General features: G+C 66.2%; 27 protein-coding genes and 1 pseudogene. 14 read left to right on the top strand and 14 right to left on the bottom strand.

The window, feature by feature from the left end:
- Positions 1 to 156: 156 nt before the first annotated feature.
- A complete protein-coding gene (locus tag AC5RWA_RS01530; RefSeq protein ID WP_494056267.1) occupies positions 157 to 1,227 on the top strand; it encodes a DNA polymerase IV in 1,071 nt (356 codons plus the stop codon).
- 96 nt (positions 1,228 to 1,323) lie between these two features.
- Here AC5RWA_RS01530 and AC5RWA_RS01535 read toward each other — a convergent pair whose 3' ends face one another.
- Positions 1,324 to 1,500 (bottom strand): CsbD family protein, encoded by a 177-nt coding sequence (locus AC5RWA_RS01535; protein WP_079597484.1) that lies wholly within the window; start codon positions 1,498 to 1,500, stop codon positions 1,324 to 1,326.
- A gap of 159 nt (positions 1,501 to 1,659) precedes the next feature.
- Between AC5RWA_RS01535 and AC5RWA_RS01540 the strand changes: the two genes are divergently transcribed.
- The 6 genes and pseudogenes from AC5RWA_RS01540 to AC5RWA_RS01565 all read left to right on the top strand — a co-directional run bounded on the left by AC5RWA_RS01540 (position 1,660) and on the right by AC5RWA_RS01565 (position 7,374).
- Complete coding sequence (locus tag AC5RWA_RS01540; protein ID WP_494056268.1) at positions 1,660 to 2,118, top strand: SRPBCC family protein; 459 nt, start codon at positions 1,660 to 1,662, stop codon at positions 2,116 to 2,118.
- A pseudogene (locus AC5RWA_RS01545) lies at positions 2,118 to 2,805 on the top strand (pentapeptide repeat-containing protein). The gene AC5RWA_RS01540 and the pseudogene AC5RWA_RS01545 overlap by 1 nt, the downstream one beginning before the upstream one ends.
- A 132-nt stretch (positions 2,806 to 2,937) precedes the next feature.
- Positions 2,938 to 4,164 carry a thiolase family protein gene (locus tag AC5RWA_RS01550; protein WP_079597481.1) on the top strand — a complete coding sequence of 409 codons (1,227 nt, stop codon included), beginning with the start codon at positions 2,938 to 2,940 and terminating at the stop codon, positions 4,162 to 4,164.
- Complete coding sequence (locus tag AC5RWA_RS01555) at positions 4,164 to 4,952, top strand: enoyl-CoA hydratase/isomerase family protein (protein ID WP_104443496.1); 789 nt, start codon at positions 4,164 to 4,166, stop codon at positions 4,950 to 4,952. Before AC5RWA_RS01550 ends, AC5RWA_RS01555 begins: the two co-directional genes overlap by 1 nt.
- On the top strand, positions 4,952 to 5,842 hold the full coding sequence (locus tag AC5RWA_RS01560) for a 3-hydroxyacyl-CoA dehydrogenase family protein (RefSeq protein ID WP_494056269.1): 891 nt from the start codon (positions 4,952 to 4,954) through the stop codon (positions 5,840 to 5,842). The genes AC5RWA_RS01555 and AC5RWA_RS01560 overlap by 1 nt, the downstream gene beginning before the upstream one ends.
- 65 nt (positions 5,843 to 5,907) lie before the next feature.
- Positions 5,908 to 7,374, top strand: a complete 1,467-nt coding sequence (locus tag AC5RWA_RS01565; RefSeq protein WP_494056270.1) for an HNH endonuclease signature motif containing protein — start codon at positions 5,908 to 5,910, stop codon at positions 7,372 to 7,374.
- Positions 7,375 to 7,381: 7 nt separating this feature from the next.
- Here the strand turns inward: AC5RWA_RS01565 and AC5RWA_RS01570 are convergent, their stop codons facing one another.
- Positions 7,382 to 7,615 (bottom strand): DUF6480 family protein, encoded by a 234-nt coding sequence (locus AC5RWA_RS01570; RefSeq protein WP_115524777.1) that lies wholly within the window; start codon positions 7,613 to 7,615, stop codon positions 7,382 to 7,384.
- Between the two features lie 75 nt (positions 7,616 to 7,690).
- On the opposite strand from AC5RWA_RS01570, the gene AC5RWA_RS01575 reads away from it, so the two are divergent.
- The gene (locus AC5RWA_RS01575; RefSeq protein WP_115524776.1) at positions 7,691 to 8,299 is read left to right on the top strand and encodes a GNAT family N-acetyltransferase; all 609 of its coding nucleotides are present in this window, start codon (positions 7,691 to 7,693) and stop codon (positions 8,297 to 8,299) included.
- A 19-nt stretch (positions 8,300 to 8,318) separates the two neighbouring features.
- On the opposite strand, the gene AC5RWA_RS01580 is transcribed toward AC5RWA_RS01575, so the two are convergent.
- Positions 8,319 to 9,254 (bottom strand): SGNH/GDSL hydrolase family protein, encoded by a 936-nt coding sequence (locus tag AC5RWA_RS01580; RefSeq protein ID WP_494056271.1) that lies wholly within the window; start codon positions 9,252 to 9,254, stop codon positions 8,319 to 8,321.
- A 160-nt stretch (positions 9,255 to 9,414) separates the two neighbouring features.
- Between AC5RWA_RS01580 and AC5RWA_RS01585 the strand changes: the two genes are divergently transcribed.
- Both AC5RWA_RS01585 and AC5RWA_RS01590 read left to right on the top strand, forming a co-directional pair.
- Positions 9,415 to 10,134, top strand: a complete 720-nt coding sequence (locus AC5RWA_RS01585; RefSeq protein WP_494056272.1) for a tyrosine-protein phosphatase — start codon at positions 9,415 to 9,417, stop codon at positions 10,132 to 10,134.
- Positions 10,131 to 12,413: a S1 family peptidase gene (locus tag AC5RWA_RS01590; protein WP_494056273.1), complete on the top strand. Its 2,283-nt coding sequence runs from the start codon at positions 10,131 to 10,133 to the stop codon at positions 12,411 to 12,413. The genes AC5RWA_RS01585 and AC5RWA_RS01590 overlap by 4 nt, the downstream gene beginning before the upstream one ends.
- A 28-nt stretch (positions 12,414 to 12,441) precedes the next feature.
- On the opposite strand, the gene AC5RWA_RS01595 is transcribed toward AC5RWA_RS01590, so the two are convergent.
- Positions 12,442 to 12,891, bottom strand: coding sequence for a PaaI family thioesterase (locus tag AC5RWA_RS01595; protein WP_494056274.1), 450 nt, complete (start codon positions 12,889 to 12,891; stop codon positions 12,442 to 12,444).
- Positions 12,892 to 13,055: 164 nt separating this feature from the next.
- Here AC5RWA_RS01595 and paaZ point away from each other — a divergent pair, with 164 nt between their 5' ends.
- Entirely contained in the window at positions 13,056 to 15,167 is a 2,112-nt protein-coding gene (gene paaZ / locus AC5RWA_RS01600; RefSeq protein ID WP_494056275.1) for a phenylacetic acid degradation bifunctional protein PaaZ, read from the top strand.
- A 56-nt stretch (positions 15,168 to 15,223) separates the two neighbouring features.
- Positions 15,224 to 15,448, top strand: a complete 225-nt coding sequence (locus AC5RWA_RS01605) for a hypothetical protein (RefSeq protein ID WP_275729111.1) — start codon at positions 15,224 to 15,226, stop codon at positions 15,446 to 15,448.
- Here the strand turns inward: AC5RWA_RS01605 and AC5RWA_RS01610 are convergent.
- The 5 genes from AC5RWA_RS01610 to phnD are packed head-to-tail and all read right to left on the bottom strand — an operon-like array spanning position 15,445 to position 19,459.
- The gene (locus tag AC5RWA_RS01610) at positions 15,445 to 16,140 is read right to left on the bottom strand and encodes a TetR/AcrR family transcriptional regulator (protein ID WP_494056276.1); all 696 of its coding nucleotides are present in this window, start codon (positions 16,138 to 16,140) and stop codon (positions 15,445 to 15,447) included. The two genes, AC5RWA_RS01605 and AC5RWA_RS01610, sit on opposite strands and share 4 nt — an antisense overlap.
- A complete protein-coding gene (locus AC5RWA_RS01615) occupies positions 16,137 to 16,901 on the bottom strand; it encodes a tyrosine-protein phosphatase (RefSeq protein WP_275726616.1) in 765 nt (254 codons plus the stop codon). Before AC5RWA_RS01615 ends, AC5RWA_RS01610 begins: the two co-directional genes overlap by 4 nt.
- A complete protein-coding gene (gene phnE / locus AC5RWA_RS01620) occupies positions 16,898 to 17,752 on the bottom strand; it encodes a phosphonate ABC transporter, permease protein PhnE (RefSeq protein WP_494056277.1) in 855 nt (284 codons plus the stop codon). Before phnE ends, AC5RWA_RS01615 begins: the two co-directional genes overlap by 4 nt.
- Positions 17,736 to 18,554: a phosphonate ABC transporter ATP-binding protein gene (locus tag AC5RWA_RS01625; RefSeq protein WP_494056278.1), complete on the bottom strand. Its 819-nt coding sequence runs from the start codon at positions 18,552 to 18,554 to the stop codon at positions 17,736 to 17,738. The genes phnE and AC5RWA_RS01625 overlap by 17 nt, the downstream gene beginning before the upstream one ends.
- Positions 18,554 to 19,459 carry a phosphate/phosphite/phosphonate ABC transporter substrate-binding protein gene (gene phnD, locus AC5RWA_RS01630; RefSeq protein ID WP_494056279.1) on the bottom strand — a complete coding sequence of 302 codons (906 nt, stop codon included), beginning with the start codon at positions 19,457 to 19,459 and terminating at the stop codon, positions 18,554 to 18,556. Before phnD ends, AC5RWA_RS01625 begins: the two co-directional genes overlap by 1 nt.
- 234 nt (positions 19,460 to 19,693) lie before the next feature.
- Here phnD and AC5RWA_RS01635 point away from each other — a divergent pair, with 234 nt between their 5' ends.
- A complete protein-coding gene (locus AC5RWA_RS01635) occupies positions 19,694 to 20,641 on the top strand; it encodes a manganese catalase family protein (RefSeq protein ID WP_494056280.1) in 948 nt (315 codons plus the stop codon).
- An 81-nt stretch (positions 20,642 to 20,722) separates the two neighbouring features.
- Positions 20,723 to 21,118 (top strand): VOC family protein, encoded by a 396-nt coding sequence (locus AC5RWA_RS01640; RefSeq protein ID WP_079597599.1) that lies wholly within the window; start codon positions 20,723 to 20,725, stop codon positions 21,116 to 21,118.
- Positions 21,119 to 21,188: 70 nt separating this feature from the next.
- Here AC5RWA_RS01640 and AC5RWA_RS01645 read toward each other — a convergent pair whose 3' ends face one another.
- The 5 genes from AC5RWA_RS01645 to AC5RWA_RS01665 all read right to left on the bottom strand — a co-directional run bounded on the left by AC5RWA_RS01645 (position 21,189) and on the right by AC5RWA_RS01665 (position 25,385).
- A complete protein-coding gene (locus AC5RWA_RS01645) occupies positions 21,189 to 21,494 on the bottom strand; it encodes a hypothetical protein (RefSeq protein WP_079597466.1) in 306 nt (101 codons plus the stop codon).
- Between the two features lie 26 nt (positions 21,495 to 21,520).
- Positions 21,521 to 22,636 (bottom strand): S1C family serine protease, encoded by a 1,116-nt coding sequence (locus AC5RWA_RS01650; protein WP_494056281.1) that lies wholly within the window; start codon positions 22,634 to 22,636, stop codon positions 21,521 to 21,523.
- A 204-nt stretch (positions 22,637 to 22,840) separates the two neighbouring features.
- Complete coding sequence (locus AC5RWA_RS01655) at positions 22,841 to 23,479, bottom strand: TetR/AcrR family transcriptional regulator (protein ID WP_494056282.1); 639 nt, start codon at positions 23,477 to 23,479, stop codon at positions 22,841 to 22,843.
- A gap of 60 nt (positions 23,480 to 23,539) precedes the next feature.
- Complete coding sequence (paaK, locus tag AC5RWA_RS01660; RefSeq protein ID WP_494056283.1) at positions 23,540 to 24,913, bottom strand: phenylacetate--CoA ligase PaaK; 1,374 nt, start codon at positions 24,911 to 24,913, stop codon at positions 23,540 to 23,542.
- Positions 24,914 to 24,920: 7 nt separating this feature from the next.
- On the bottom strand, positions 24,921 to 25,385 hold the full coding sequence (locus AC5RWA_RS01665) for a hotdog fold thioesterase (protein ID WP_494056284.1): 465 nt from the start codon (positions 25,383 to 25,385) through the stop codon (positions 24,921 to 24,923).
- Positions 25,386 to 25,427: the final 42 nt, after the last annotated feature.

Here is a 25,427-nt window from a genome sequence, read left to right on the forward strand (position 1 = left end):
CTGCCCACTTAGTCACCGCGGCACTGGCCCGAGGAGGCTGGTGTCGCGGCTGCGCCTGGCATGCACCGGTAGTGACCGGGCAGGAACGCACAAAGTTCCGGTGCCTGCTGCTTCGCATGCTTGGCGGCGCGACGACACCGGGGCAGACTGGGGCATGTGACCGAACCCTGGGTGCTCCATGTGGACCTTGACCAGTTCATTGCGGCCGTGGAGGTGCTCCGGCGGCCCGAGCTCGCGGGCAAGGCGGTGATTGTTGGCGGCCGCGGCGATCCCACCGAGCGGGCGGTTGTGTCCACGGCGTCCTATGCAGCCAGGGCGTACGGCGTCGGCTCGGGCATGCCGCTGCGCATCGCCGCGCGGAAAGTGCCCGACGCCATCATCCTTCCCGTCGACCAGGACGCCTACCTCGCTGCATCCGAACAGGTCATGGCGGTGCTGCGCTCGCAGCCGGGAGCCACGGTCCAGGTGCTCGGCTGGGATGAAGCGTTCATTGGCGTCCAGGCGGCGGATCCGGAGGCCTACGCCCGGCAACTGCAGCAGGCCGTCCTCGAGGAGACCCGGCTGCACTGCAGCGTCGGCATCGGTGACACGCTGGTCCGCGCCAAGGTAGCCACCACGTTCGGCAAGCCTGCCGGTGTCTTCCGGATTACCGAAGACAACTGGCTGGACGTCATGGGGAGCAGGCCCACCATCGAGCTGTGGGGTGTGGGAACCAAGGTGTCGCGCCGCCTGGCCACGCTCGGCATCAAGACTGTTGCCCAGCTTGCGGCGTCCAATCCTGATGACCTGGTTCCCGAGTTCGGCCCGAAGATGGGCCCCTGGTACGCGCAGCTCGGACGGGGCGACGGTTCACGGACAGTCGATGACACGCCCTGGGTGGCACGCGGGCACAGCCGGGAAACCACCTTCCAGCACGATCTGACGGAGCCCGGGCAGATTGACGACGCCGTCCGGGAGTTGGCAGCGCACGTCCTGGAGGATGTCGCGGGCGAGGGCCGGCCGGTCATCGGGCTGACGCTCAAGGTCCGCTACGTCCCGTTCATCACCAAGACGTACGCCCGGAAGATCCCCGAGACGTCCGATCCCGCGGAAGTGCTGGCCCGCACCCTCGACCTGATGGCGAAAATCGAGCCGGACCGTCCCATCCGGCTCCTTGGGCTGCGGGCAGAAATGACCATGCCCGCAGACTCCCGGGAAGGGCATACGCCCACCCGCAGCGGATGGTGAAGTGGTTGGATACCAGAATGGCGGCGGATCCCGTGGGATCCACCGCCATTTCTGACTGCTGCAGCACGCCGTTCGCTGCGGCTGCATCAGGAAGGACTAGTCGCGCTTGAACTCGTCCTTGACACTTTCGCCGACCTTCTTGGCGTCTGCCTTGACCTGGTCGGTCTGGCCTTCTGCCTTCAGGCGGTCGTTGTCGGTTGCGTTGCCCGCAGCTTCCTTGGCCTTGCCGCCCATATCTTCTGCTGCGTTACTGATCTTGTCTCCGAGGCCCATGGTGGTGGCCTCCTTTCGTTTCCGTTGATCAAACAATGCCTTTTCACCCTAACACGAAGCTTGCTTACTATTTCAAGTCCAACTGATCCGGCAGGTGGGGCTGGCGGTTGGCGGGCGGGCGCCTGTTGAATGTCGTTGCCCGCGGCTAGGCTCGAATTCATGGAGAACAGCACAAGCCTCACCCAGCACGTCCAGGCTCCGCCCGAAAAGGTCTGGTCCGTGATCACCGACATCCCCGGTTCGGCCGCAACATTGTCCGGTGTGCAGGCGGTGCAGCTCCTCACGGACGGCCCGTACGGGGAGGGCACGCGGTGGAAGGAGACCCGGAAAATGCTGGGCCGGTCAGAGACCGTGGAGATGTGGGTGGCCCAGGCTGACCCGCCGCTGAGCACCACAGTGAAGGCAGTCCAGGGCGGCGCGGATTACAGTACGCGCTTTAGCCTTGCCCCGCGCGGCGACGGAACCGATCTGACCCTCACGTTCGGGGCTGAGGTTACTAAACCCAACGCCGCGAGCCGCATCATGATGGCGCTTTTCGGAAAGTTGGGCATGGCGGCCACGCGCAAAGCACTCGCGAAGGACCTTTCGGAAATCGCTGCCAAAGCGGAATCGCTGTAGTGGCGGGCGCGCGGGCGGGGACGGGGAAAAGTGCCGGCCTGAAAGTGGCCGCGCCCCGGCTTTCGCCGGTGGTGCTGGAGGACTTGGCGGACCGGCCGGCTCCTGACTTCGAGCGTGGTGGAAAAGTACGACGGCGGGCGGTACAGCCGTGCGGCCGCCGACGGTTTGGAGTTGAGCGGCGCAGATTTCGCCGAGTGTGAGTTTGCGGGCGTGTCCTTTAATGACACCCAACTGCGCGGGGCAGGTTTCCGCGACTGCATCCTGGGTGAGCTGTATGCCCCGGTTTTTCGGGCAGCCAGGACCGCGTGGCGGGACGTCGAATTCCGCAATCCCCGGCTGGGATCTGCCGAACTTTACGAGAGCGGCTGGCAGTCTGTCCGGATCGACGGCGGCAAGCTCGACTTCCTCAACCTCCGCGGCGCCAAGCTGACGGACGTCCTGATCAGCGACTGCATCATCAACGAACTGGACCTCGGCTCGGCGGCCGGAACGCGGGTGGCCCTGAAGAACTGCACCATCGGCACGCTGGACCTGAACGGAGCCAAGCTCAAGGATTTCGACGTTCGCGGCACCGATTTCCGCACCATCAGCGGACTCGGCAGCATGGCCGGAATCGTCATTGACGACTACCAGCTGGGCCTTCTGGCACCCCTGCTCGCAGCTCACCTTGGCGTGACGGTCCTGTAACCGGCCTTCGCCCGGAGGTACGCAACGGCAGCCCTGCCGTGTACTATTTACAGAACGAACGGTCGGTAAGTGGAGGAATCCGCTGTGCCGGGCGCCGATGACAGTGCTGTTTATCGCGTGAAGGGTGTTTCCATGGCTGCAACCGCAGGTCCGCAGGCTTTCCTTGTTGGCGGGGTCCGAACGCCGGTGGGCAAATACGGCGGCGCGCTGTCGTCAGTCCGCCCCGACGACCTTGCGGCCCTGGTGGTCAGGGAGGCAGTGCAGCGTGCGGGCCTTGATCCGGACAGTATCGATGAAGTCATCCTGGGCAACGCCAACGGTGCCGGCGAGGAGAACCGCAATGTGGCACGCATGGCCACCCTGCTGGCCGGGCTGCCGCTTCACATCCCCGGCATCACCGTCAACAGGCTCTGTTCCTCTGGGCTCAGCGCCATCATCCAGGCCAGCCACATGATCAAAGCCGGCGCCGCGGACATCGTGATCGCAGGCGGGGTGGAATCCATGAGCCGTGCCCCCTGGGTACAGGAAAAGCCCACCAGCGCCTTCGCCAAGCCCGGCCATATTTTCGACACCTCCATCGGCTGGCGCTTCACCAATCCCCAGTTCCAGCACGGCGGGCTGTCGCGCGACGGCAAGATGACGTACTCCATGCCGGAAACCGCGGAGGAAGTGGCCCGCGTTGACAACATCTCCCGGGAGGACGCCGACGCTTTCGCGGTCCGCTCGCATGAACGTTCCCTGGCGGCTATTGAAGCAGGCCGGTTCAAGGACGAGATCGTGCCCGTGACCGTTAAGGGCCGCAAGTCGGAAACCGTAGTGGATACCGACGAGGGCCCACGGCCCGGGACCACCATGGACGTCCTCGCCGGGCTGAAGCCCGTGGCGCACGGCGGGTCTGTGGTGACCGCCGGGAATTCCTCGTCCCTCAATGACGGCGCCTCAGCCATCATCGTCGCGTCCGAAGCGGCCATTGAGCGGCTCGGCCTGACACCCCGCGCGCGCATCATTGACGGCGCGTCGGCCGGTTGCGAACCGGAAATCATGGGCATCGGCCCGGTGCCCGCCACCCAGAAAGTCCTCAAGCGGAGCGGACTCAGCGTAGGCGACCTTGCCGCCGTCGAACTTAACGAAGCCTTTGCCACTCAGTCCCTGGCGTGCATCCGCCGGCTTGGACTGGAACCGGACATTGTTAACCTCGACGGCGGCGCCATCGCCCTCGGGCACCCGCTCGGTTCCAGCGGGGCACGGATCGCCATCACCCTGCTGGGCCGCATGGAGCGCGAGGATGCCAAGGTGGGCCTCGCCACCATGTGCATCGGCGTGGGCCAGGGCACCGCAATGCTGCTGGAGAAAGTCTGATGCCGGGCGCCGTGGACCTGGCGGCGGAGAAGTTCCACGCCCTCCTGGTGGAGGAACGCGGCGACCGCGTGGTGGTGCTGCTCAACCGGCCCGAGGTGCGCAACGCGATCGACCAGCAGATGGTGGATGAACTGCATACCGTGTGCGCCGCCCTGGAACAGAACCCCAAGGTGCTGATCCTGGCGGGCGTCGACGGCGTTTTCGCCTCCGGTGCCGACATCGCCCAGCTGCGCGAGCGGCGCAGGGATGACGCCCTCCAGGGCATCAACTCCACCATCTTCGTGCGGATCGCCAAACTGCCCATGCCGGTGATCGCCGCCCTGGACGGGTACTGCCTGGGCGGCGGAGCGGAACTCGCGTACGCCGCGGATTTCCGGATCGGCACGCCGGACGTCCGGATCGGCAATCCGGAAACCGGGCTTGGTATTCTTGCGGCCGCGGGTGCCAGCTGGCGGCTCAAGGAACTGGTGGGGGAGCCGGTGGCCAAACAGATCCTCCTGGCCGGGCGGGTACTTGGCGCAGACGAGGCGCTGGCGGTCAACCTCATCACCGAAATCCATGACGCGGCCGGCCTCCTGGACGCAGCACACAGCCTGGCGGACCGGATTGGCCGGCAGGACCCGCTGGCTGTCCGGATCACCAAGTCCGTGTTCCATGCCCCGGCGGAGGCCCATCCCCTGATCGACCAGCTGGCCCAGGGCATCCTCTTTGAGTCACAGGCCAAGTTCGACCGGATGCAGAAATTCCTGGACAAAAAAGCCGACAAGACGCCTGGAAAGAAGAACTGATGAACGACTCCTTCCCTCCTTCCGGCCTGCCCGCAGCTTCCGGATTGCCCGCAGCGGTGGGCGTCCTGGGCGGCGGCCGCATGGGTGCCGGTATCGCCCACGCCTTCCTGGTCAAGGGCGCCGACGTTCTGGTCATCGAGCGCGACGAACAGTCCGCCGAAGCCGCGCGTGAACGGGTTGAATCGGCGGCTGTGAAGAGCATTGAGCGGGGCGTGGTGGACGCCAATCTGGATGAAATGGTCTCGCGGCTGACCGTCGGTGTGGATTATGACGCCTTTACCGGGCGCCAGCTCGTGGTCGAGGCCGTGCCGGAGGACTGGGATCTCAAAGTCACTGCCCTGCGCGGCATCGAGGAGCGGCTGGCCGACGATGCGTACCTGGCGTCCAACACGTCATCGCTGTCCGTTAATGGCCTGGCCCGGGAGCTGAAGCGGCCGGAGAACTTCCTGGGCCTGCATTTCTTCAACCCGGTTCCGGCGTCCACGCTCATCGAAGTGGTGCTCGGCGAACGGACGTCCCCCGCGCTCGCCACCGCGGCAAAGGGGTGGGTTGAGGCACTTGGCAAGACCGCCGTCGTCGTTAATGACGCCCCCGGATTCGCCTCCTCACGGCTCGGCGTGGCCATCGCCCTCGAGGCGATGCGCATGGTGGAGGAGGGCGTGGCGTCTGCGGAGGACATCGATGCCGCCATGGTCCTGGGCTACAAGCACCCCACCGGGCCGCTCAAGACCACCGACATTGTGGGGCTGGACGTACGGCTGGGGATCGCGGAATACCTGCACTCCACTCTGGGGGAGCGCTTCGCCCCGCCGCAGATCCTCAAGGACAAGGTTGCCCGGGGCGAGCTGGGCCGCAAGACCGGCAAGGGCTTTTTTGACTGGCCTAGCTAGGCTGTCCGTCACCGTGGCCTGACCCTCGGCCGCACATTGTCAGACCCCCCTGTCATAGTTTTCCTATGGCAAGCAGGGCGGCATTGGAAGCGTTGGAGGTTCTTGAGGCGTCCCTTGCTGAGCTGGGTGCTGTGCTGCGTGGGACCGGTGAGGGTTTTGATCCGTTGCGGGAGCAGGCTGATCGGAGCCTGGACGGGCTCGCCGGGGTCGCCCGGCTTGAGGCCGGGACCGCTGCGTTGAAGGTGCATCTGGCTGCAGGGTATGCAGAGGCTGCCAAGGCTGTGGCGTCACGGGCCATGGTGCCGTGCGGGGCGATGGCGCAGGAAGCGTCGATGGTCGCCGAGGTCGCGGGTGTGTTGACTATTGGTGCGCGGGCTGCCGGTGTGCTGCTGAACGAGTCGCAGGTGCTGGCCAATGTTTTGCCGTTGACCTTGGCGGGGTTACAGGACGGTAGCTTGTCGTGGGCGCACGCGAAGGTGATGGTGGAGGAAACCGTCACCCTGGATCGGGCCGGGGCGGCAGCGTTGGAGGAGCATTTCCTGGGCCCGGACGCACCGAACCCGGCACGCGGGTGTGCGGGGCCGGGGGAGTTGGTGCCGCACCGGTTCCGGCACAAGGCCAGGATCTGGCGGGAACGCCACCACCCCGAATCCCTTGAGAAGCGCCACGTCAGGAGTGTCGCGGAGCGGCGGGTGGAGCACCGTCCGGACCTGGACGGGATGGCCTGGTTCCACGCCTACCTGTCTGCGGACACCGCGTCGGCGATGTGGAACCGCACCACCGCACTGGCCCGGGGACTGCAGGGCGCGGACGAGTCCCGTACCCTGCCTCAGCTCTGCGCCGACATCTTCGCCGCCGCCGTCCTCAGCAACGGACAGGACGGGCGCAACGGGCAGACCGTGCAGGATTCCGGCGGTATGGTTGCGGAGGTCCGTATTCCGCACGCGGAGGTCCTGGTTACGGTGCCGGTGTTCTCGCTTATGGGTCTGACGGATGAACCGGCGATGCTCGACGGGCACGGCCCGATTCCGGCGTCGATGGCGCGGAAGTTGGTGGCGGACGGGGCTGGCTCGTTTTACCGGGTGCTGGTGGATCCGCGGGACGGGGCGCCGCTGGAAATCGGGCGCACCAGTTACCGGGTTACGAAGGCTATCCGCCGGTGGCTGCGCTTGAGGGACGGGAAGTGCCCGTTCCCGGGTTGCAGCAACAACTCGTTGGACAACGAAGCAGACCATTTGTTGGCGTGGCATCACGGTGGGACCACCGGGATCAGCAACCTGGGTCAGCCCTGCCGCAAACACCACCGCCTGAAACACACCAGCGGTTGGACACCCACCCCGGCCACCAAGAATGAACCACCTGGCTGGATTTCACCATCGGGCCGAAGATACAAGAGCGAACACCAGGACTGGGAACCACCACAATGGCCAGAAACGCTTCAGGATGCCGTTGGCGGCCACGTTGACGTGTTCCACCTTGGGCCGTCCCCGGGAGAAGACGCCTTGGAACAAATCCTGTACTCCCGCGGCTGAGCAGTTTCTAGTCGAAGAAGCCCACGATGTAACCGATGAAGTACAGGAGGAAGAGCAGCACACCGGCTCCGATGGCACCGATCCAGAAGACCTGCTGGGCCTTCCCCGATCCCGGCTGCCTGGGCTCCCGGGTGCCTGCCACCGAACCTTCACCTGGAGGAGTTTCGCCGGGAGGGACTCCGCCGCCCGGTTCCAGGCCTGTGATCTTGTCGTCCTCCGGATCCGGGTTGGTTCCTGACACGTCAACTCCCTTGCTCGTGGTCCTGGTGCTGCCCCCAGCGTAACCGGCCCTGATTGCGGGGCCTAGGCTGGTGCAGTGACTTTCCTTGAACCCCTTACCCTGACCGGGCGGCATGTAATCCTCGAGCCTCTGGCCGCCGGACACCACGACGGCCTGGTAGAAGCCGCCAAGGACGGCGAACTGTGGAAGCTTTGGTACACGTCCGTTCCCGCCCCGGAAGAAATGGCTGCCGAAATCCGGCGGCGGCTCGCGCTGCAGGAGGAGGGCTCCATGCTGCCGTTCACCACCAGGCTAATCGACCCGGCCACCGGCGGCCCGGGCAGGATCATCGGCATGACCACCTACATGAACATCGACGCCGGGACGCCCCGGGTGGAAATCGGCTCCACCTGGAACGCCGCGTCCGTGCAAGGGACCGGGACCAACCCGGATTCCAAGCTTCTGCTGCTGCGGCACGCGTTCGAAACCATCGGCTGCCCGGCGGTCGAGTTCCGCACGCACTGGCTCAACCACCAGTCACGAGAGGCCATCGCCCGGCTCGGGGCCAAGCAGGACGGCGTCCTCCGCAACCACTCCAGAACCCGCGACGGACTCCTGCGGGACACCGTCGTGTTCTCCATCCTCGAGCACGAGTGGCCAATGGTCCGCGCCGGGCTGGAGTACCGGCTGGCCCGGCGCGGGTAAGGGTGTCAGTGCCCCGCGGTTATGGCCGCGCCAACTGCCTGAGATTTACTGATGACAAAAGGGCCGCGGCGTATTGGGCATGACCCGCTTGGTTCGGGTGGAAGTTGCGGGGATCGAACAGATCAACCTGAGGGACGCCATTGGCATCCAAATAAGTGGCGAGGAAGATCCAAGGTTCGAGGGTATTCACTTCGTGGCCTTCGAACCTGGCCCTGACGTCGACATACTGTACCTGTGCACCGAACTGTCCCTTAGCCGTTGCGGCAGCCGAGGCAATCGTGTCATTCAGTCCTGCCGTCCCCTCATTGATCAGCAGTTGCCTGCCCCTCGGAATCACTTCGAACCCGCCCGGGTTGAACAGGTTGGCATAGCCCAGTATCACTATTCTGGCGCGGGGAGCTTGGCTGTGAATGGCGCCGAAGGTAGCTACCAAGTTGGCATGGACTTCGGGCAACGCTTCCTCCGCTGACAGGAGCGCTCGATTACAGGATTCCGGCGTGGATGTGGCGCATTGGAAGAGGACGTCATTCACGCGTACATCGTTGGCACCTGCTGTGAGGCTCACCAATTCAGTGTCATTGGAAAGTGCCCCCGATGTAATGAGCCTGTCCAGTTGATCCTCAACGCTGGTAACACCATCCCACGTGGGCTCAGCCAGGAGCGCGCCGTGGCAAGCCTCATTGTCTACAAGCGTGATCGGGTCGGCACCGTCGACAATATCGACATAACCTCGCGGCGTTTGTGTGCATGGCAAAGTAGGGACGAACGGGCCCACCGTTTGGACGACATCTGCCCCAGTCCCCGCGGTGTACGAATCGCCTAGGGCGACATAATCAACGTCCCGCTGCGGCGGCGCCGCGTCTGCGGGAACGGCGGTAAAGCCAAGTGCCATTGCCAGGCTGGCGAGGCCGGCCGCAAAACCTGCGTGACGCCGTCGTACTGCTGTGTTTCCCATTGGGGTTCTCCTTTGAACATCAACTGTGGGCTCAGGCATCATCTAGGAGCCAGAGTACGCTTACCCTCCGCGCCGGTCACCGGCCTCACGTACTCATCTTTGCGAACCTGTACCTGTTTGTGACGTGCGCCTCCTGTGACTGATGTGATTAGCTGTCCGAATGAGCAAACCGGGCAGGTCCATGGACTGGGATGGCGCTGTCAACGCTTGGCACGTGGCCGGCGGGGTCTATCGGATGGGACGCCGGGAATGGCTGACGGAGGCGGGCTGGCAACAGGCGTACAACGCCGGCATCCGCACCGTTCTTGACCTTCGTAACGCAGCGGAAGCGCGGCGCCGGGACACCGATCCCGTTGTCTCCCGGGCGGCCTTGCAGGGCATGGCAGTGGTCGCAGCGCCCACCGAGGAGCCTGGCGATCCGCGCTTGACCGCCGTCACCGGCCCCTACCTCAACGACCCCGCCTACTACGCCGACAATGCCCGGATCTTCCCGGAAAAGCTCGTCGGCGTCTTCCAGGCCTTGGCCGCGGCAGCAAGCCGTGGCGACGTAGTGCTGCACTGCGCGGCCGGCCGCGACCGCAGCGGCATGGTCGCCGCCATGGTGCAGGACCTGGCAGGGGACTCCGACCAGGACATAGCGGAGGGCTACCGTCGGGCGGCCCGCGGCATCAACGAGCGCTACCGCACCCACGGCCCGCCGCACGATCGGGAACGGTATGTGGAGGACGCCGAGCTGGAACCCCTGCTGGAACAGCGCGGCCTCGCGGTGGTGGACTTCGTACGCACCCTTGACACGCGGAACTTCCTCCTGCGGAACGGCGTGGCTTCCCATGAGCTGGACGCCGTCCTGTCACTGTGCGGAGCAGGAGTGGCCCGATGAGGGCACCCAACCTCCGGCGGTTCCTCTCGCTGGGCGCCGTCGCCGGGGTCTTGGCGTCGTCCGCATATGTGGCCGCGCCGGCTTGGGGAACGGGCGAACCCGCAACCGGCCAGCCTGCCGGCGCCACCACTGACGGTCCGGACGCCTCGGGCTCCGGCCTGTCGGAGCGTGCGCTTGCCGAGGCTGTGCAGCGCGACCTCGGGCTTACCCCGGAGGAGTTCGCTGCTGCCGGAGAATTGGGCGCCAAAGCCGCCGATGCGGCAAGCCAGTTGCGTAGCGTGGCGGGATACACCGGCATCAGGCTGGAAGCCGGGCAGATTGTGGTCTCGGGGTCGGGAGCAGAGCTGCTCGAGAAGGTGGCTGCCCTTGCCGTCACGATGCCTGAGCTGGCCCTTGAAGCGTCGCCCCCTGCGCCGGCTCCTGCGCCGTCAGCGGGGGTTGAGCAATCCGGTGCTGGCGTTTCACCGCAGTCCCGCTCCACCGAAGGTGCAGAGCTTGCAGTGAGCGCCGACCAACTGTTCCAGGCGTACCTGCGCGAGGTGGGCCCCCAAGGCCTGCAGTCCGTGGTGGCCTCCGACGGCAAATTTGTCATCCGGACCGGCGGCATCAACACACCGGAATCGACGTCGGACGCGCGCGCCAGTGCTCCGGCCGCCGGTTCCGGAAAGGTGTCGCCCGCGGAGTTCGTAGCACGGTACGCCAACGTGGAGCTCGACGGCGGCGCTTCCCTTGCGCCTGAAGCTGACGTTCCCGGGGGAGTCGGCTACATTGCCGACACCGGCTGGATCTGCTCCACCGGCTTCTCTGCCTTCGACCCCGCCGGCCTGCCCGCCGTCCTCTCTGCGGGACACTGCGCGTCGGATGGTGCAGCCGAAACGGCGACCCTGGAATTCCAGTTCAACCAGGTAGGGCTGCTGGGCAGGTTTGGGTTCAGCCAGTACGGTGGCCCGGGCAATTCCCGCATCATCGAAAATCCGCTGGACCCGGATAATCCCGGGAACGTGGGCACCGACATCTCCGTGATCGAGTCCCTGCGACCGGACATTGACCCGCTCCCGGCGGCCAGTACCTGGGGCAACCAGTCCGAGCCCGGTCCCGACGTGAAGATCATCGGCAGCGCGGATCCAGTGGCGGGAATGCCGGTGTGCCGATCCGGGCGGTCGTCCTTCTGGTCCTGCGGGACGATCGACGCTGTGGGCATCTTTGTTGTTCCAGGCCCCGGCTACGCGGCCGACCCCACAGACCTTCGCGCCTTCCGCGGCTTCCTCTCCTACGCCGTGCAGTCCAGCGGTGGTGACTCCGGCGGCCCCTACGTCAGCGGCAACTACGCGGTGGGGACACATGCGGCAGGGGATACCCCTGACGAAAACGGCAATGTCATCCAAAACATGGCTATCGCCGCAACCCTCAGGGACAGCCTGGCCGTCCTGCCCGGCTATGAGCTGGAACTCTTCCTCAACAAGCCCACCGTCACCACGCCTGCGCCTGGCGCTACTTATGGGCCGGGGCAACGCGTCACCGGGACGGTTCCGGCGGCTCCCGCCTCCGCCGTCGCCGCTGGGTCGCGAGTCCGGATCACGCTGGACGGAGAGGATCCTTTCGAAGTGCCGGTTGATATCGAGGGAAACTGGAGCTTCCCGGCGCCTGACGGTGATGAGGTGCTTCGGTTCACCGCGGAAACGGTGAACGGGTTCAGTGTTTCCGGGACAAACAGCTTTGAGTTTGCGCTGGCTGAACCGTCCGATCCGGAACCGCCGGCACCAGTTGACCCGGGACCGCCTGCTCCCGCTGACCCGGCTCCCGTTCCGGCTGACCCGGCTGACCCGGCTGACCCGGCTGATCCGGCTGATCCGGCTGACCCGGCTGACCCGGCTGACCCTGCTCCCGTTCCGGCTGACCCGGCTGACCCGGCTGACCCGGCCCCGGCGGCGCCGGCTGACCCCGCACCCGCTCCGGCTGATCCGGCACCTGCTCCCGCCGACTCAGCGCCGACAAACCCCGCATCCGTTCCGGCTGACCCTGCCCCGGCTGACCCGGCCCCGGCGGCGCCGGCAGACCCTGCGGACGGCGCCCCCGCCGTCGTCGGACCTCCCGCTGCCAGCACGCCTCCGGCTGATCTCGCCGACACAGGGAACGGCTCACGTGCCCCGGCGGGCGCCGGCTACCTTGCCTTCACCGGTTCATCGGCGCTGCTGCCGGCTGCCGTTGCTGCCGCGGCAGCGATCGCCGTCGGGGGAGTCCTGATGGCGCTGGTCACGCGCAGGAAGCGCAACGGGTAGGTTTCTGCAGGCTCAACCACAGGTGCGGCTACTTATGGCGCCGCATCAGCAGGTTGGTGATGCGCATGGTGCAGAGCCGCTGCCCGGCTTCGTTGGCTATAACCACCTCGTGCGTGGTGAGCGTGCCGCCCAGGTGAATGGGCGTGGCCGTGATGGTCACCTGGCCTTCCCGCGCGGAGCGGTGGTGGGTGGCGGAGACGTCCACCCCGACGGCGGTCTTGCCCATGGTGCTCGCATGGATAACCGCCGCCCAGGAACCCACAGCCTCGCCGACAGCCAGCGACGCCCCGCCGTGCAGCAGACCGAAGGACTGCCTGTTCCCCTCTACGGGCATGGTGGCCACCACGCGCTCCACGGACTCTTCGACGATCTTGACGCCCATCTTCTCGTCCAGCTCGCCAAGGTGGATCTTCCACAGCTCATGCTCCGTGGCGGGACTGGCCTGGGTGTCTGATTCGTTCGGGGATGCGGCGTTCATGTGCTCTCCTTTGGGGCTGATGTGCTTCCAGTGTGCAGCGTTATGGTGTGGTCCGTTCTAGTGTGCACGGCGGCACATTCATGTAAGGTACTTATATTACCGAACGGACGGTCAGTAATGATCGGATGCCGTTTCCTGCCCCCTTGTTGGAAGGACCGTCAACGATGACCACCACTGCCACAGCTCCCCACGCCACGCTCGACACCGTTGAAACGGTGCCCAGCTTCATCATGGATTCCTGGTGGACGCCCGACGCCGGATCGACGGCGTCAGCCGTCCCTGTCCGTGACGCCAGCACCGGAGAGATCTTGGCCAAGGTGAGCACCGAAGGGCTGGACCTGGCCGCCGTCGTGGAGTACGGCCGCACCACGGGCCAGGCGGAACTGGGGCAGTTCACCTTCCACCAGCGCGCCCTGAAGCTCAAGGAACTGGCGCAGTACCTGCACGCCCGGCGGGAACACTTCTACGCGTTCTCCGCGCAGACCGGCGCCACCAAGATCGATAACCTGATCGATATCGACGGCGGCATCGGCGTCCTCTTCACCTTCGGTTCCAAGGGCCGGCGCGAACTGCCCAACTCGCAGGTGGTGGTGGACGGGCCCATGGAGGTGTTGTCCAAGGACGGCTCCTTCGCCGGCGAGCACATCTACACCCGCATTCCTGGCGTGGCCGTGCAGATCAACGCCTTCAACTTCCCTGTCTGGGGCATGCTGGAGAAATTCGCGCCCGCGTTCCTGGCCGGCGTACCCACCATCGTCAAGCCTGCAACACCCACCGGCTACGTCGCCGCGGCCGTGGTCAAGGCCATCGTCGAATCCAACATCCTGCCCAAGGGCTCGCTGCAACTGATCTCCGGTTCCGTCCGCGGCCTGCTGGACGTGCTGGACTACCGCGACCTGGTGGCCTTCACCGGCTCCGCGTCCACGGCCCTGTCCCTGAAGTCCCACCCCAACGTGGTCCAGGGCGGCGTCCGCTTCACGTCGGAAACGGACTCCCTGAACGCCGCGATCCTGGGCCCTGACGCCGTCGAAGGCACGCCCGAATTCGACGCCTTCGTCCGCTCCGTCGTTACCGAAATGACTGCCAAGGCGGGACAGAAATGCACCGCCATCCGCCGGGCCATCGTTCCCGAAGCGCTGGTTTCCGCGGTCAGCAAGGCCATCGGCCAGCGCCTCACCGAACGCGTGGTGCTGGGTGATCCCCGCGCGGACGGCGTCACCATGGGCGCCTTGGCCTCTGTGGAACAGCTTAAGGACGTCCGCGCGGCCGTGCAGTCAATGCTCGACGCCGGCGGTGAGCTTGCGTACGGAACGCTTGATTCGCCGTCGGTCACCTCCGCGGACGGTTCCACCGGGGTGGTGGACGGCGGCGCCTTCATGGCGCCGGTCCTGCTGAACTGGAACAACCCCGAGGCGGAGGAAGTCCACTCGCTGGAGGCGTTCGGGCCGGTCTCATCCGTGATCGGGTACAAAGACACCGCCGACGCCGTCCGCCTCGCCGCGCGCGGCAGCGGCTCCCTGGTGGCCACGGTGTGCACCAACGATCCTGACGTTGCCCGCGAACTCGTGACCGGCATCGCCGCGCACCACGGACGGGTCCTGATGCTCAACCGCGAGGACGCCAGAAGCTCCACCGGCCACGGCTCACCTGTCCCGCACCTGGTCCACGGCGGTCCCGGACGGGCCGGCGGCGGCGAGGAGCTGGGCGGCATCCGGTCCGTCATGCACCACATGCAGCGCACCGCCATCCAGGGGTCGCCGAACATGCTCACCGCAGTCACCGGCGTCTGGCATGCCGGAGCAGACCGGAACTTCACCGTTGAGACGGAAGGAACGCACCCGTTCCGGAAATCCCTGGAGACGCTGCGCATCGGCGACGCCGTCCGCTCCGACCTGCGGCAGGTCACGCTGGAGGACATCACGGCGTTCGCCAACTCAACCGGAGACACGTTCTACGCCCACACCAACCACGAGGCCGCGGAGGCCAACCCGTTTTTCCCCGGCATCGTGGCCCACGGCTACCTGCTGCTCGCCTGGGGTGCGGGACTGTTCGTGGAGCCCGCACCGGGCCCTGTCCTGGCCAACTACGGGCTGGAGAACCTGCGCTTCATCACTCCGGTGGCCGCCGGCGATTCCATCCGGGTGACCCTCACGGCCAAAAGGATCACGCCGCGCGAAACCGACGAATACGGCGAGGTGGCCTGGGATGCCGTCCTCACCAACCAGAACGACGAGATCGTGGCCACCTACGATGTCCTCACCCTCGTGGAAAAGTAGCCGGGGCGCCATGGCCGGTGGTTGCCGTCACGGCAAGAGGATGATTCGCTGGTGGCATGAGCGATAAGGAAACCCCCGGCAACCAGGATCTTCCCGCTGACGAGCATCTGCGCGAGGACATCGCACCCGGGTCCGGGGAGGAACAGGCAGCTTCCCCGGACGGACACTTCCTGCCCGGCCAGACCAATGCCGGCCAGCAGGTTGGCGGACTGGCCTCGGCCACCGGCTACGGGGACGGCCAGGACCCTGACAAGCGGGACGACAGCAACAACCCGATCTAGCCGCCGAAGGGGGAGGTGCCCGGCTGGCCGCCGGACACCATGCCCCGCCAGGCCACGTCCAGGGCGGACCGGCAGCGGGCCCTGGTATTCCCGTCGTCGAGGTGATCGCCGCGGACCACCAGCTGGTAGTAGAACACGCCGGCGATGAGGTCGAAACAGGCTTCGGGATCGAGGTCCGCCCGTAGTTCGCCCCGCTCGATGCCTGTCCGGAGCGCATTCTCGATGGGTGCCCGCCGCCGGGAAACGTGGGAGGTCCAGTACGCCTTCTGCAGTTCACGGTCCGCCATGGCCAGCCGGATCCTCTGCCGGAACCGCTCGTCGGGGTAGTCCACCGGCCCGGTGCCGGCCGTGGCGCCCAGCAGGGTTTCGAGGATGGCGTCCCGCAGGTTGCCGTCAGCAGGTATCGCGGGAGGCATTTCACGCCCCACGTCGAGTGCGGCAGCGATGAGGGTGGTCAGCGAGGGCCACCGCCGGTACAGGGCGGCGCGGCTGACTCCGCTGCGCTCGACGATCCGCGCCGCGGTCACGTCCTGCTTGTCGTCAATGAGTTCCAGGACGGCTGCCAGGACCTGGGCGTCGATGTCCTCGTTGCGTGGCCGGCCGGGGCCCCGGCGCGGGGTACGCGCCGGGGCCTCGTCCGACCCGGTTGCAAGAGTCCCGCTGGCCAGAGTCCCGTTGGCAAGAGTGGTCATGCAAGGGCCCGTTCCCGGAGGCGGGTAATGGTCCCGGTGCTTAGCCCGACGGCGCGGAGGGGAGCCAGTGCGTCTCCGTGGCGTTCCCGGAGCCTGGCGAGCATCGTCAGCATCGAGATGTCCATGGGTTCGTCGGAGAAGGTCACCGCCGTCATCGCGTCCAGGTCGAAACCGAGGCGGGCCATCAGCGCACCCATGGTGGGCCGCAGGCGCTGCAGGATGGCGGCCATGTTGGGGTGGGTGCGGGCGTAGTCGGCGACGATGGCGTCATCGCCGGCACCCAGTGCCAGCAGCAGCGCCGCGGCCAGGACGCCCGTCCGGTCCCTGCCTGCGGCGCAGTGGAAGGCGGTGGCCCCGGGGGCAAGGGCGATGATTCCCAGGGCGCTGGCGAGCTGCGGCGCTGCGGTTTCCACCATCCGGGCGTACATCTCGCCCATGGCGACGTGCTCGATCACTGGAGTGCCGCCGTCGGGCATTCCCGCTGTGATGCTTTCCATCAGGGGCAGGTGGTGGTAGGCCACCGCATAGTTGGCGAGTGGGCCCCGGCCCGTGAGCGCGGCCTCGTCGGCGGTGCGCAGGTCGATAACGGCGGCGAGCCCGTTGTCCACGAGCAGGCGTGCGTCCCCGTCCGTGATGACGGAGAGGTCGTCGGCGCGCAGGGCCAGGCCCTCCCGCAGGACGCCGCCCTCGATGGGGATGCCGCCGAGGTCCCGGAGGTTGACCGGAGCGCTGAGCTCGATGTCGATGATGGGTGCTGTCATGTGATTCTCCTTCGGATGAGTGCGCTGCCCTGGTCGATGACCGTGACGAGCGCGATGATGCAGATGATGATGGCGCTGAGGTGTCCGTAGTCGTACATCCGCATTGCCGTGGTGAGTTCGAGGCCAATGCCGCCGGCACCCACGAGGCCCAGGATGGTGGCTCCGCGAACATTGCCCTCGAACAGCAGGAGCGTGTACGAGACCAGCAGCGGTGCTGCCTGCGGGACGATGCCGTAGTGGATGACCTGGCGCTTCGACGCGCCCACCGCCTCCATGGCGGTGACCGGCCCGCGGTCCACCGACTCCATCGCCTCGGCGAAGATCTTGCCAATCGAGCCGAGGGAGCCAAGTGTCATGGCGAGGATTCCGGCGAACGGTCCCAGGCCGACGGCGGAGACGAACATGAGCGCGAACACCAGGTCGGGCACCGAGCGGATGATGTTCATGACCCAGCGCGCCGGGTAGTAGAGCCAGGGCGGGGCGATGTTGGACGCCGCGGTAAACGCGACCAGCAGCGAGAGGACCGCGCCGAGCACGGTTCCGACGATGGCCATCTGCAGCGTTTCAACCAGCAGCGCCACGATGGTGCCGAATTTCGAAAAGTCGGGCGGGAAGAGCCGCGACAGGAACTCGCCCATGTTGACCGTTCCTTCGCCGAGTTTGGCGAAGTTGAATTCGGCGCCCCAGAAGGACCAGCTCAGCACGATGAGCGCCAGCGGAATGCTCGTAAGGAACCGTGCGCGGGGCACCCGGAAAGCACGCTCGAGGCGCAGCCGTTCTGCCGGGTCCAGGGGCGGGGCCGCTGATGAGGCTCCGCGGGCGGACGTCGTGGCTTCAGAGGTGGTGGTCAACGGGCTCTCCTTCGTCGTCGTAGAGCGATGACAGCTTGTGGGCATCAAGCCCGGGGGTGGGTGCCGAGATGAGCATCCGGCCCTGCCGGAGCCCCAGGATGCGGTCGCTGTAATCGAGGGCGAGGGGAAGGACATGGAGGCTTACGAGAACCGGGATGCCATCTTCTAAAGCGATTTCACGCAGCAGGCCCAGCACGGAGCCTGCGAGTTTCGGGTCGAGGGAAGCCACCGGCTCGTCGGCCAGAATGACGCGGGGCTGCTGCATCAGAGCCCGGGCGATGGCCACGCGCTGCTGCTGGCCGCCGCTCAGGGAACGGGCAGGCTCCTTAGCTTTATGCGCGATGCCCACCCGGTCCAGGTAATGCATCGCCAGGCGGCGGTGCGCGCTGCTGAACCCGCCCACGAAGTTGCCGGGCCCCGCGTTGTGCAGGGCACCGGTGAGGACGTTCGTGAGGACGCTCAGGCGCGGAATCAGGTTGAACTGCTGAAAGACCTGCCCGACGTCGGAGCGCAGCTTCCGCAGGTCGCCGCGTCGAAGGTTGGTGGCATCGTAGCCGGCCACCCTGGCGGTTCCCGCCGTGATGGGCGCGAAGCCGGTGAGGCTCTTCATCAGCGTGGACTTGCCGGAGCCCGAGGCGCCCAGGAGGGCAACCATTTCGCCCGGGCGGACGTCCAGGTCGACGCCGTCCAGCACCGGCTGGTCGCCGTAGACCACCGTGAGGTTCCGGACCGAGATGAGCGGGAGTGCCTGCAGCAGTTGTGCCTCGGGAGTAAGGGCTGCTGCAGAAATCGTCGCGTTCATCAGCCCAGGTCCTCAAGCTTCACATCGGCCACCGCGGCGATCTCGGCGAAGGAATCGAAGATGGCCGGTTCCGGATCCATGACTTCCTCGAGACCGATGAAGCCCTTGCCGAGTGCACCCAGCGCCTCGGCGTTATTCTCCGAGAACACCTTGGGCAGCGCTTCCTGCAGCTGCAGCCGGGTCTCGCTGTCCAGAGACTGGCGGGCAAGCACGCTGCCCATGACGTCCATTGCGGGGCTCTTGCCAATGCCGCGCCACTCACCCTCCGCGAAGGGGAACATGGGTGCGCCGAGCTCGGTGAGCATGACGGCGGTGCACGCGGCGTCCACCTGGCCCTGCTTCAGCGCGGCGAAGCTGCCCTCGTGGCCGCCGGCAAAGATGGCCTCGTAATCCTGGCCCTTCTTCAGTCCTGCCTCGTGCAGCATGTAGACCGGCATGAAATAGCCGGAACTCGACGCCTGGTCTGCGAAGGCGACGGTCTTGCCCCGCAGGTCTTCAAGCTTCTGGACCGGGGAGCCGTCCAGCACCACGCAGGTGGAGACGGGGTCGTCGCTGCCGGCCCACGCCATCAGGGAGTCGACCTCGCCGGTGTTCACAGCCAGGGCCGACGGGAAACCGCTCATGATGCCGATGTCCACGTGGTCGCCGCGGATGGCTTCCACAACGCTGAGGTAGTCGGGAACGTCCGTGACCTCCACCTCGCGGCCGGTTTCGGCCTCCAGCAGTTCCGCGAAAGCCTCGATGGGGTTCGCCTGGGTGGGGTCATCGCCGAGGGGAATGGTGGCGATGGTGATCGGGGCGCTTGCAGGGTCCGCAGGCTCGGAAGCGGCTGCCTGGCAGCCCGTAAGTGCAAGGAGGGTGCTGACAGCCAGGATGCCAAGGGCAGGAGGAGTGGGATAACGCATAATGTCCTTCGCGGAAGATGAGGGGGATTATCGAGAACACCGATATCCAAACTCCGCCAGACAACGGGAAATTACGAGAACGCCGTACTGCAAAAGAAACGGCAGGTTAACAATGGGAGGCGAAAAGTAGTAAGTACCCTTGCGATTAAAGCTAAGCATGCTTACGGTGGTGGCATCCATTCACCTGAGCAGGACCTTCGGTGAGAGCAAACCAGCGAAACGAGGAAATGGCCCATGTACTTGCATACCCAGCTTCTGATCAATGAAATTGCCGCCGACGAGCCGGATCCGGCTGCAGCCAACGCCCTGCAGGAAGGACTGGGCGGCCAGTTCGGCGAGATGCGCACCATGATGCAGTACCTCTTCCAGAGCATGAACTTCCGTGGCGACCCTTCGTCCAAGCCCTACAAGGACCTCCTGCAGGGCGTGGGAACCGAGGAGATCAGCCACGTTGAACTGATCGGCACCACCATTTCGCAGCTCCTGGACGGATCCCCGCGCTACCAGGGCAAAAAGACCGACCCCTTGGACGAGCCCGGCGCCAAGGGTGCCACGCCCCTCAAGATCGCGCTCGACACCAGCAACATCCACCACTACCTGGTGGGCGCGCAGGGTGCCCTGCCCGTGGATGCGGCGGGCAATCCGTGGAGCGGCTCCTACGTCTACAACAGCGGCAACCTGGTCCTGGACCTGCTCTACAACCTGATGCTCGAATCCACCGGCCGCCTGCAGAAGTGCCGCATCTACGAGATGACGGACAACAAGACGGCGCGTTCCACCATCGCCTACCTCATTGTCCGGGACCAGGCCCACGAGAACGCCTTCGCCAAGGCACTGGAAAGCCTGGGCGTGAACTGGGGCAAGGTCCTGCCCATCCCCAAGACCAACGCCGAACAGTTCCCCGAGGTGAAGAAGCTGCTGGATACGGGGCTGCAGAGCATCCAGTACACCTTTGGCGCGGACAACCTCAGCCAGGCGGGCAAGCTGTTCCGTGGGGCGTCCCCCTCGAACGACGGCACCGAGCTGACCACCGAGGTCATGCCCGAAGGTTTTCCCATGACCATGTCGCCGGAGCGGAAAGAGGAATTTGCCCCGGGCCTGGACCCCGAACTGCTGGCCCTCATCCAGGCCACGGCCGAGGTGGAACTGGCGGAAGCCAACAACCCCAAAGAGCCGAAATAACCGGCCCGAAAATCCGGGGTTCTTTCCCGGTGCCGCAGGCGTAAGATTCTGCCCGTAGGAGGTGGCCACATGGGCCTGAAAATGAACACAGCCACTACCATCCTGCCAGTCGATGACCCCGCCCGCGCCCACAGTTTCTATACGGAAAAGCTCGGACTCCCGCACTGCGGCACGGCTGACGATGGCAGCGAACTACTCGGCAGCAACGGCGGCCCCATGCTGCAGTTGATGCATGTCTCGGACGGCAAGCACTCCGAGCACACCGCCCTGAGCTTCGAAGTGACGGACATCGAGAAGACGGTGCGGGACATGGAATCGATGGGGGTGCAGTTCCAGGACTACGACCTGCCGAACCTCAAGACCGAAAACCATATCTGCACCAGGGACTCGGAGAAGTCTGCCTGGTTCATGGACACCGAGCACAACATCCTGTGCGTCCATGAAGGCCTGGGCAGCACCATGGAGTACCAGCTCTAACAGAACAAAAAGACGGCAGGGGCGCCCCGGATCATCCGGGGCGCCCCTGCCGTCGTGGTGAGCTAAGAAGTCAGGACTCGGCGCCGCCGTGCAGGCCGTCGTCGCTGCTGTCGTCCTCGGGGCCGGTTCCGCGGCCGCCCTGGCTTTGGTCCGAGAGGTCCATGTTGCCGCGGGCCTCGTCCATGGTGGGTCCGCCCGAGGGGACGCTGTACGTGTCCGGCCGGATGCCGTGGGCCTGCTCCTCAATAAGGGCCTGCTCTTCGCTGAAGCGGATCACGTTCGCTTCGTCGCCGGCGTCGCCGGGTACGTCCTCGCGGACCTTGGACGGATCCGGAATGATGAATCCTGCGTCTGCTTCATCTTTGGGGTGGCTCATTGTCTTACCTTCCTGTCGGGGTGGTGCTAACTTGCGGGCCGTTCGGTGAGTTCCGCCTTGATGTCCAGGCTCTCGTCTCCCCGCTTGACCTTGAACCCGACCGAGTCGCCGGGGTTGCGGTTGCGGAGTTCAGCCAGGAGCCGTTCCGGCGCGTCCAGCTCCACGCCTTCCATGGATTCCAGGACGTCGCCGGGGCGGATGCCGGCACGTCCGGCCGGGCCGTCCTCGTCAACGTTCAGAACCACGACGCCGGTGCTTGCGTCGATGCCCAGCTGCTCGGCGATCTGCCGCGTGAGTTCGCCCGGCGTCAGTCCCACATAGGCGTGCTCTGCGGTGCCGTCGGCCAGGAGCTCCTCCGCGACTTCCACTGCCGTGGCCGCGGGGATGGCAAAGCCCAGCGCCACCGCGCCGGTGGACGGCGGGAGGTAGGCCTCACTGATCCCGATGATCTCGCCGCGCATGTTGATCACGGCACCGCCCGAGTTGCCCGGGCTGATGGGCGCGTCGGTCTGGATCAGGTCCACCAGGGACAGGCTGTTGGAGGCGGAGCCCGGGATGGAGCGGTGGAGCCCGGAAATGATGCCGGCGGTGGCGGTGTTTTCGAAGCCGAGCGGGGAGCCCAGCACCAGTGCGCCCTCGCCGACTTTCGGCAGGTTGGTCTGGTACGTCGGCTTCGGCAGCCCAGTGCGGTTGGCCTGGACCAGGGCGAGGTCCGTCACGGCGTCGGTGGCCCGGACCGTGCCCTCCACCCGCTGGCCGTCGGCGAATGCCACTTCCACCGTGGTGTTGCCGCGGATCACGTGCTCGTTGGTCAGGATGAGGCCGTCCTCGGAGTAGACCACACCGCTGCCCAGCCCGCCGTCGGTGAAGATGGTGACCACCGATGGCGAAAGATTCTCCACCAGCTGGGGGATGTTTCCGGCCGCATCCGCGCCGCTGCCCGTTGCCGGCGCGCCGGTTGCCGGGGCTGATGCCGCCGCGCTTGCAGTCCCGGTGTTCGTGGCTGTCGCGGCGGTTTCGCTCGGGGCCGGGGGAGGAGAGCCGCCGGTGCAGCCGGAAAGAACGACGGCGGCACTTACGGCAGCCGCTGCGGCGGCGGTCCTGCATCGGCCGGGACGCGTTGGACGTGTGTCCGGGCTCATTCTCAACCTCCCTGCAGATGGTGGCTTTCCTACCACCGTAGCCGGGTATCGGCCGAAATACCAAGCACACTTAGTATCTGCGGAACTGGGTCGTGCCTGGCAGCGCGCGGGGCAACCGAAGGGGCAGCGGCGGCCCAACTGGATAGCGCCAACTGTCGTTATGAGGCTCCATAACGACAGTTGGCGCTACTTGGTTGGGAGAGCCTAGGAGTGGCCGTGGAGGCCGTCGAACGCCATGGTGATCACGTCGTCGGCAAGCCTTGTGGGCGAGAGCGGACCGCCGGGCTTGTACCACTCCACAATCGAGTTGATCATGCCGAACAGGAGCCGGGTGACCGTCCGCGGATCGATGTCCTGGCGCAGCGACCCCTCGTCGCGGGCCGCGGAAATCAGTCCGGCCACCTTGTGGTCGAACGTGCGCCGCCGCTCCAGCGCGTCACGTTCGATCTCGGTGTTGCCGCGCAGGCGCAGCAGCAGCGTGACGAAGGGCAGCCGGTCCACCAGCACGGCCACGGTCTGCCGGAGGACGAACTCCAGCCGTGCGTCGGCGGCTCCCGACGTCGCCTCCGGCTCCTCCAGAATCGCCTCGAGGCCGCCCAGTGCGTGGTCCAGGGCGAGCTTGAGGAGATCACCCTTGGACGGCACGTGGTGGTAGATGGCGGACTTGGAGATGCCCAGGTTCTCGGCCAGGATGCCCATGGACGTGGCGTCATAGCCGTGCCGGTTGAAGACGTCCACGGCGATGCGCAGCACTGACTGCTGGTCATAGCCGGGGCGCCCGCGCTTGGTGCCGGCGCTGCTCGCTGAACTGCCGGGGCTGGAGGTTTCAGTGGTGCTGGGCATAGTGGCTAGTTTCTCACGAACGGTCGGTAAGTCCGGGACGGCCCCGCACCATCGGTCCTGCTATCCCTTCGGCCGAAGGTCGTAGATCCGGCGCAGCTTGCCGTTGGACCGCTCAAGCGAGCCCGGCTCCACCACGTCCACCGCGCACGAAGAACCCACGTGGATCTTGATCTGCTCCTTCAAGGCGCGCGCCGCCGTCGTGCTCTGCTCGGGGGTGACGTTGTCCCGGCGCTCGATCCGGACGGTCAACTGGTCCATCCGCTGGCCCTCCGGCCGGGTGAGTTCGAGCTGGAAGTGCGGGCTGAGCTCCGGGATCCGCAGGGCAATTTCCTCGATCTGCGACGGGAAGAGGTTCACGCCGCGCAGGATGATCATGTCGTCGCTGCGGCCGGTGATGCGGCCCATCCGGCGGTGCGCGGGGCGGGCGGTGCCCGGGAGGAGGCGGGTGAGGTCCTTGGTGCGGTAGCGGATGATGGGGAGCGCTTCCTTGGTGAGCGAGGTGAAGACGAGTTCGCCGTGCTCGCCGTCGCCCAGGACGTTTTCCTTGCCCGCCACGGGGTTGAAGGGGTCGATGATCTCGGGGCGGAAGTGGTCCTCCCAGATGTGGCTGCCGTCCTGCGTCTCCACGCATTCGCCGGCGACGCCCGGGCCCATCACCTCGGACAGGCCGTAGATGTCGCAGGCCTTGATGTTCATGGTGACTTCGAGCTCGTGCCGCATCTCCTGCGTCCACGGTTCAGCGCCCAGCACCGCGTATTTCAGGGACGTGGAGGTGGGATCGATGCCCATGTGCGCCATGGCGTCCGCGATGGTCAGCAGGTACGTGGGCGTGGCCAGGATGGCGTCCGGCTGGAAGTCCTGGATCAGCTGGATCTGGCGTTCGGTCTGCCCGCCGGACATGGGGATGACGGTGCAGCCCAGTGCCTCGGCGCCGGCGTGCGCGCCCAGGCCGCCAGTGAACAAGCCGTAGCCGTAGGCGTTGTGGACCTTCATGCCCGGGCGGATGCCGGACGCGCGGAAGCAACGGGCCACGAGCTTGGCCCAGTCAGTCAGGTCCTGCTTGGTGTACCCGACGACGGTGGGCCGGCCGGTGGTGCCGGAGCTGGCGTGGACGCGGGCCACCTCGTGCTGCGGCACGGCGAACATGCCGAACGGGTATTCCGCGCGCAGATCCTCCTTGGTGGTGAACGGGAAGCTGCCCAGGTCGCTGAGCTCGCGCAGGTCCGAGGGGTGGATGCCGGCGTCGTCGAACTTGCGCTTGTACAGCGGCACGCGCTCGTAGGCGTAAGCCACCGTGTGCTGCAGGCGGCTGAGCTGGAGCGCCTCGAGCTCGTCGCGGGAGATGGTCTCCTCGCGGTCCAGGACGGCGTCCGCCTGCGCGGAAGTTGCGGCGGAGGTTGCTGCGGCGGGGGTTTCGGGGGCGTGCAGGGTCATGGTCTACCTACTTCTTGGGGATGGTGCGGCTGCGTCCGCGGAACTCGGCAATGAGTTCGCCGGGGGTGCCGGAGGTGGCTTCTGCCTGGGGGGAGTCGGCGGCGAAGATCTGGATGTCGTACAGGCCGCTGCGCCCGGCGCTGGAACGGCGGTCCGCGACGGCGGTCAGCACCTGGCCGCGGAAGGCGGGCTTGAGGAAGTTGATGTCCACGCCGGAGGCCACCGTGATGTTGTTTTCCTCACCGGGTGCCGGGACGGCCGGGTTGCATGCGAGCGCAAACGCCGTATCCCCGAAGGCGAAGATCATTCCACCGTGGGCCATGCCGAAGCCGTTGAGCATTTCCTGCCGGAGGGTCATCCGGATGGTGGCGTGGCCTTCGCTCAGCGAGAGGACCTCGATGCCCATCCACTCGGAGGCGTAATCGTTCTCCAGGATCTGGTGATGGGGCCCGGAAAGGGTTGTTTCAGCCATGCGTCATTGCCTCCAGCTTTATTTACCGAATGTTCATTAGGT

It is taken from the genome of Arthrobacter sp. 210 2 (genome assembly GCF_059093025.1).